Annotated in this window: 5 protein-coding genes and 1 tRNA gene; 2 read left to right on the plus strand and 4 right to left on the minus strand. The window is 40.1% G+C overall.

The features are described 5' to 3' along the window. From AC1DPZ_RS22965 to AC1DPZ_RS22980, 4 genes are all read right to left on the minus strand, one after another. Positions 1-368, minus strand: a 368-nt coding sequence (locus tag AC1DPZ_RS22965; RefSeq protein ID WP_477407832.1) for a hypothetical protein, incomplete at its 3' end; no start/stop codon positions are given. An 11-nt stretch (positions 369-379) separates the two neighbouring features. Next, a complete protein-coding gene (locus tag AC1DPZ_RS22970; protein ID WP_477407834.1) occupies positions 380-892 on the minus strand; it encodes a hypothetical protein in 513 nt (170 codons plus the stop codon). Between the two features lie 138 nt (positions 893-1,030). After that, positions 1,031-2,239 (minus strand): site-specific integrase, encoded by a 1,209-nt coding sequence (locus AC1DPZ_RS22975; protein WP_477407836.1) that lies wholly within the window; start codon positions 2,237-2,239, stop codon positions 1,031-1,033. Positions 2,240-2,487: 248 nt separating this feature from the next. Beyond that, positions 2,488-2,575 (minus strand) — tRNA-Ser (locus tag AC1DPZ_RS22980). A 262-nt stretch (positions 2,576-2,837) separates the two neighbouring features. On the opposite strand from AC1DPZ_RS22980, the gene AC1DPZ_RS22985 reads away from it, so the two are divergent. Both AC1DPZ_RS22985 and AC1DPZ_RS22990 read left to right on the plus strand, forming a co-directional pair. Further along, entirely contained in the window at positions 2,838-3,809 is a 972-nt protein-coding gene (locus tag AC1DPZ_RS22985) for a polyprenyl synthetase family protein (protein ID WP_477407838.1), read from the plus strand. Between the two features lie 87 nt (positions 3,810-3,896). Beyond that, positions 3,897-4,264, plus strand: a 368-nt coding sequence (locus AC1DPZ_RS22990; RefSeq protein ID WP_477407840.1) for a group II truncated hemoglobin, incomplete at its 3' end; no start/stop codon positions are given.

The following is a 4,264-nucleotide window of genomic DNA, read 5'->3' on the forward strand; positions in this document are numbered from 1 at the left end:
ACTATCTGGCTGTCACCTGTGGTGGTATTTACTTTAACCAACTCTCGATGATCGGCATATTCACGAATAACGTGATTATTATACTCTTGATTTCCGGCTGCCTCATAAACGTTATAGAGACCTAAATGAGTGTTTTCGGCTTCTACGTTTTGGATTTCAGGACGCAACCGTTCTTCCAGCTCTTTTAAAGAACATTCAAAAACTGGTATGTAAGTTAGTTGTTCCATTAGAATTTGTAGTTCAGCTGCCTTTGCTGGGTGCCAATGGCTCACAGGAATAAGAACAGCGGTTGCYTTTTGTTGTTCGTCGTAAACAATATTAAATGTATCCTGACCGAYGAACTCTTTCAAATTTAGTGTTTTATACATGATTTTACAAATTATTGTTTAACAATAGCGTGATGCTGAMGCGCTTTTTTGTGCTGAATTGCCCCATGGGGAAACCTCATATTATTGGATTGAGATTGGACAGGCGTTGGCTTACTTATGTTGCCTKGTTGTTCTTGTAGTAACCCTGCCAACGCATTGATCTGTATTTTTAAAGCCAATGCAAATCCGAAAGAAATTGCGGCTGTGATAACCAAGCCGAAATAAACAAGTAGCATTTTCAGTTTTATTTGTTCAGGAGAGGATTTAAGCACTTTATCAAGTTTTTTCTCCAAATTGTCTATAGCAATTTCTAATTTGTTATCCGGTTGACGGTTAACCAGCTTATCCAGTTTCACGCTGATCTGTTCAAATTGGGAAGTATAATCCGGCAAATAAACTTTTGGATAGTTATTAATGTTCTTCTCCATGTTGGCTTTGCGGTCATTATACGTTTTGCTATGTTCGGTTGACCTGTCGGTAACTTCCTCCAGCGAATCGATTATATCATTGTTTTGATTGCTCATTTTCGTTAAGTGTTTAATTCTGTAAGCTATCGGCCAAGGGAACACGATTGATCTCGTTTTTCCCTTTTGTGTTGGTTAAGAATATAATGAATACCCATGAAGCCGCTTGAGCCTTCATGGGTATTGGGTAGGGGGCTATTAATAAAGTTGTCTTAATTTAGACATATCCTGACCGACTTTAAGGTCAAGGATCTTTGCATAATGCTGGGTCGTTTTGATGTTGGTGTGACCCAGCATCTTACTTACACTTTCAATAGGTACACCATTGGAAAGTGTAACCGTCGTAGCAAAGGTGTGCCGTGCAATATGGAAGGTTAACTTTTTAGTAATGGCACAGATGTCGGCAATTTCTTTTAAGTAAGCGTTCATCTTTTGGTTGGTGGATACTGGAAGTGCTTTCCCTGAATTTTCGCAAATCGGAGAATCACTATATTTATTCAGGATAGCAATTGCCGATGGTAAAAGGGGAATACGTGTGGGTGTAGCTGTTTTCTGCCGTTTGGTATTGATCCATTTCTCACAGTCAGGACCTGTGACGACCTCAAACGCTTTAAGCTTAAATACATCAGCGTAAGATAGTCCAGTGTAGCAGCTGAAAAGAAAAATATCCCTGATCTGCCCTAAACGTTCGGTTGCGAATTGCTTAACAACCATTCGCTGCAATTCTTCATTATTTAAAAATACCCTGTCCACTACTTTAACTTTCGCTTTGTAATTGACAAAAGGATCACTGTTTAACCAACCGCTTGCAATACAGATCCGAACAATCTTTTTAAAGTTTTTAAGGTATTTAACTGCTGAATTATTCCCGCATTTTCTTACAGAGCGAAGGTAGAAATCATAGCTTGTAATAAAATCATGATCAATGTCACGGATATCGATGTCAGCGGTATTATATTTCCATTTGATGAATTCGGAAGTATGCTTTAAAGAGGTTTGATAACGCTCTAATGTCCCTTTTGCAAAATCGGCACCGACCAAAGCTGCCACCTGTGCATTGTGGTCCTTAAATATATCAAGGATCATCCTGACGGATTCCGTTTTACCGGTGAGTTTACTTTTTAGCCGTTCGGCTGTAATGGCTGCTTTTTGCTCCGTAAGGCTTTGATGCGCGTCATACACCATAGCTTGTAACTGGTCAAGGTATGCGTTAAAGGTTCTGGAAGCTTCCTTGGTTCCTTTTAACCGCCCTGCTTTGCTATTCCATTGTAAAGGATCKCAGCTTCGTGCTGTTGTAGTTTCAGACCGTTTACCGGCAACGGTAATACGAAGATAGATCGGCACGGGGCCGTCTGTGTAGTTTTTTGGTTTCTTCAAATAGAAGAGTAAGCTGAAATTAGTTTTCATGTTAAATAACATTAAAAGTGAAACAAAACTAAGCTTGCAGCTAATCATAATCAAGATGTTTAAGTATTGAACATCTTGATAGTCAAAAAGATATGACTAATTCGGTGAGTTTAAATATCTCAAAATTTACTCACCTAATTACGCACTGTTTATATGCGATTCGGTGGATATTTTGAGTATTGATAAAAAAACAAAAGCCTGCAATCATATGATTTGCAGGCTTTTACATAATTTGATATCAAAATCAGCGGAGAGGGAGGGATTCGAACCCTCGATACCCTTTTGAAGTATACACACTTTCCAGGCGTGCTCTTTCGACCACTCAGACACCTCTCCGGTTTGTTAAATGGATTGCAAAGGTAAAATATTATTGCATTCGCCGGTAATAAAAAAGCGGGTCCTTTTTACAAGGCCCGCTCGCACGAAAACTTTAACTCAACTTAAAAATTATGGCATTCGTTTATATTGACAATAGGTAAGACCAAAGGTTTAATTAACGTAAAAAATATTTCGTGCCAATGCAGATAAACAATTTTAGCTTATGTTTGCCTCATATTGCCACAAGGCAGTTTTACACTATAAAGCTTGTTTAGTTTAAATGCTGAGCATCAACGACATTAAAAAACCTATCGCTGCTGATATCGATGCGTTTGAGGAGAAGTTTAAGTCTTCTATGCAAAGCTCAGTACCATTGCTTGATCGTATTACCCATTACATTGTTAAACGTAAGGGCAAGCAGATCAGGCCTATGTTCGTGTTTTTCGCGGCCAAAATTTGTGGTGGCATCAATGAGTCGACCCACCGGGGGGCTGCACTTGTAGAGTTGCTGCACACCGCTTCATTGGTGCACGATGATGTGGTTGATAACTCCTATCAGCGCCGCGGCTTTTTCTCCATTAATGCTTTATGGAAAAATAAGATAGCTGTTTTGGTAGGCGACTACCTCCTGTCGAAGGGACTGCTGCTTTCTATCGAAAATAATGATTTTCAGTTGCTTAGAATTGTGTCAGACGCAGTGAAGCAAATGAGCGAAGGTGAGCTGATGCAGATAGAAAAAGTTCGCCGGATGGATATTGGCGAACCGGTTTACTACGAGGTGATCCGTCAAAAAACGGCTTCACTTATTGCTTCCTGCTGTGCCTGTGGGGCTTCATCTGCAGGGGCAAGTGATGAAGTTGTTGAGAAAATGCGTTTGTTTGGTGAAAAAATAGGTATAGCTTTCCAGATCAAAGATGATATGTTTGATTTTGGTACTGATGATGTGGGTAAACCTCTTGGCATTGATATCAAGGAAAAGAAAGTTACGCTGCCGCTGATCTACTCGTTGGCAAATACTACGTCTTCCGAAAAGAAAAGAATCATTAACCTGGTTAAGAACCATAATGATGAGCCGGAAAAAATTGCCCAGATCATTAAATTTGTGAACGAAACCGGTGGTCTGCAATACGCAGAAACCCAAATGAAAAAATACCAGGACGAGGCTTTTGCCATACTGAACACTTTTCCGGATAGTGACTCGCACAAAGCATTGGAGCAACTCGTGCGCTTTACAACCGAACGGAATACATAAAACCTCGTTTAACACCTTATTTAAAATTTATTGGTGTATCTCTGTTGATCTCTGTTAACTTTATCATGTACTAACAGGATTAAACGTATGGCAACAGATCATAAACAAGTTCCTTCACTTTTTGAGTGGGCGGGTGGAATGACAGCATTCGAAACACTTTTTGATAAGTTTTACGACAAAGTTTTGGCCGATGAATTGTTGGAGCCGGTATTTAAACATATGTCGGCGCAGCACAGGCTGCATGTGGCGCACTTTGTAGCCGAAGTTTTGGGCGGACCTAAAATATACAGCGAAGAGGAAGGAAGTCATTTTATTATGATAAGCAAACACCTGCAGAAATACCTCACCGAGGCACACCGTAAACGCTGGATGGAATTATTGCTGCAAACCGCCGATGAGCTTTTGCTGCCGGATGACCCTGAATTTCGTTCAGCATTTTTGGCATACCTGGAGTG

Source organism: Mucilaginibacter sp. P4_G9, from assembly GCF_056400985.1.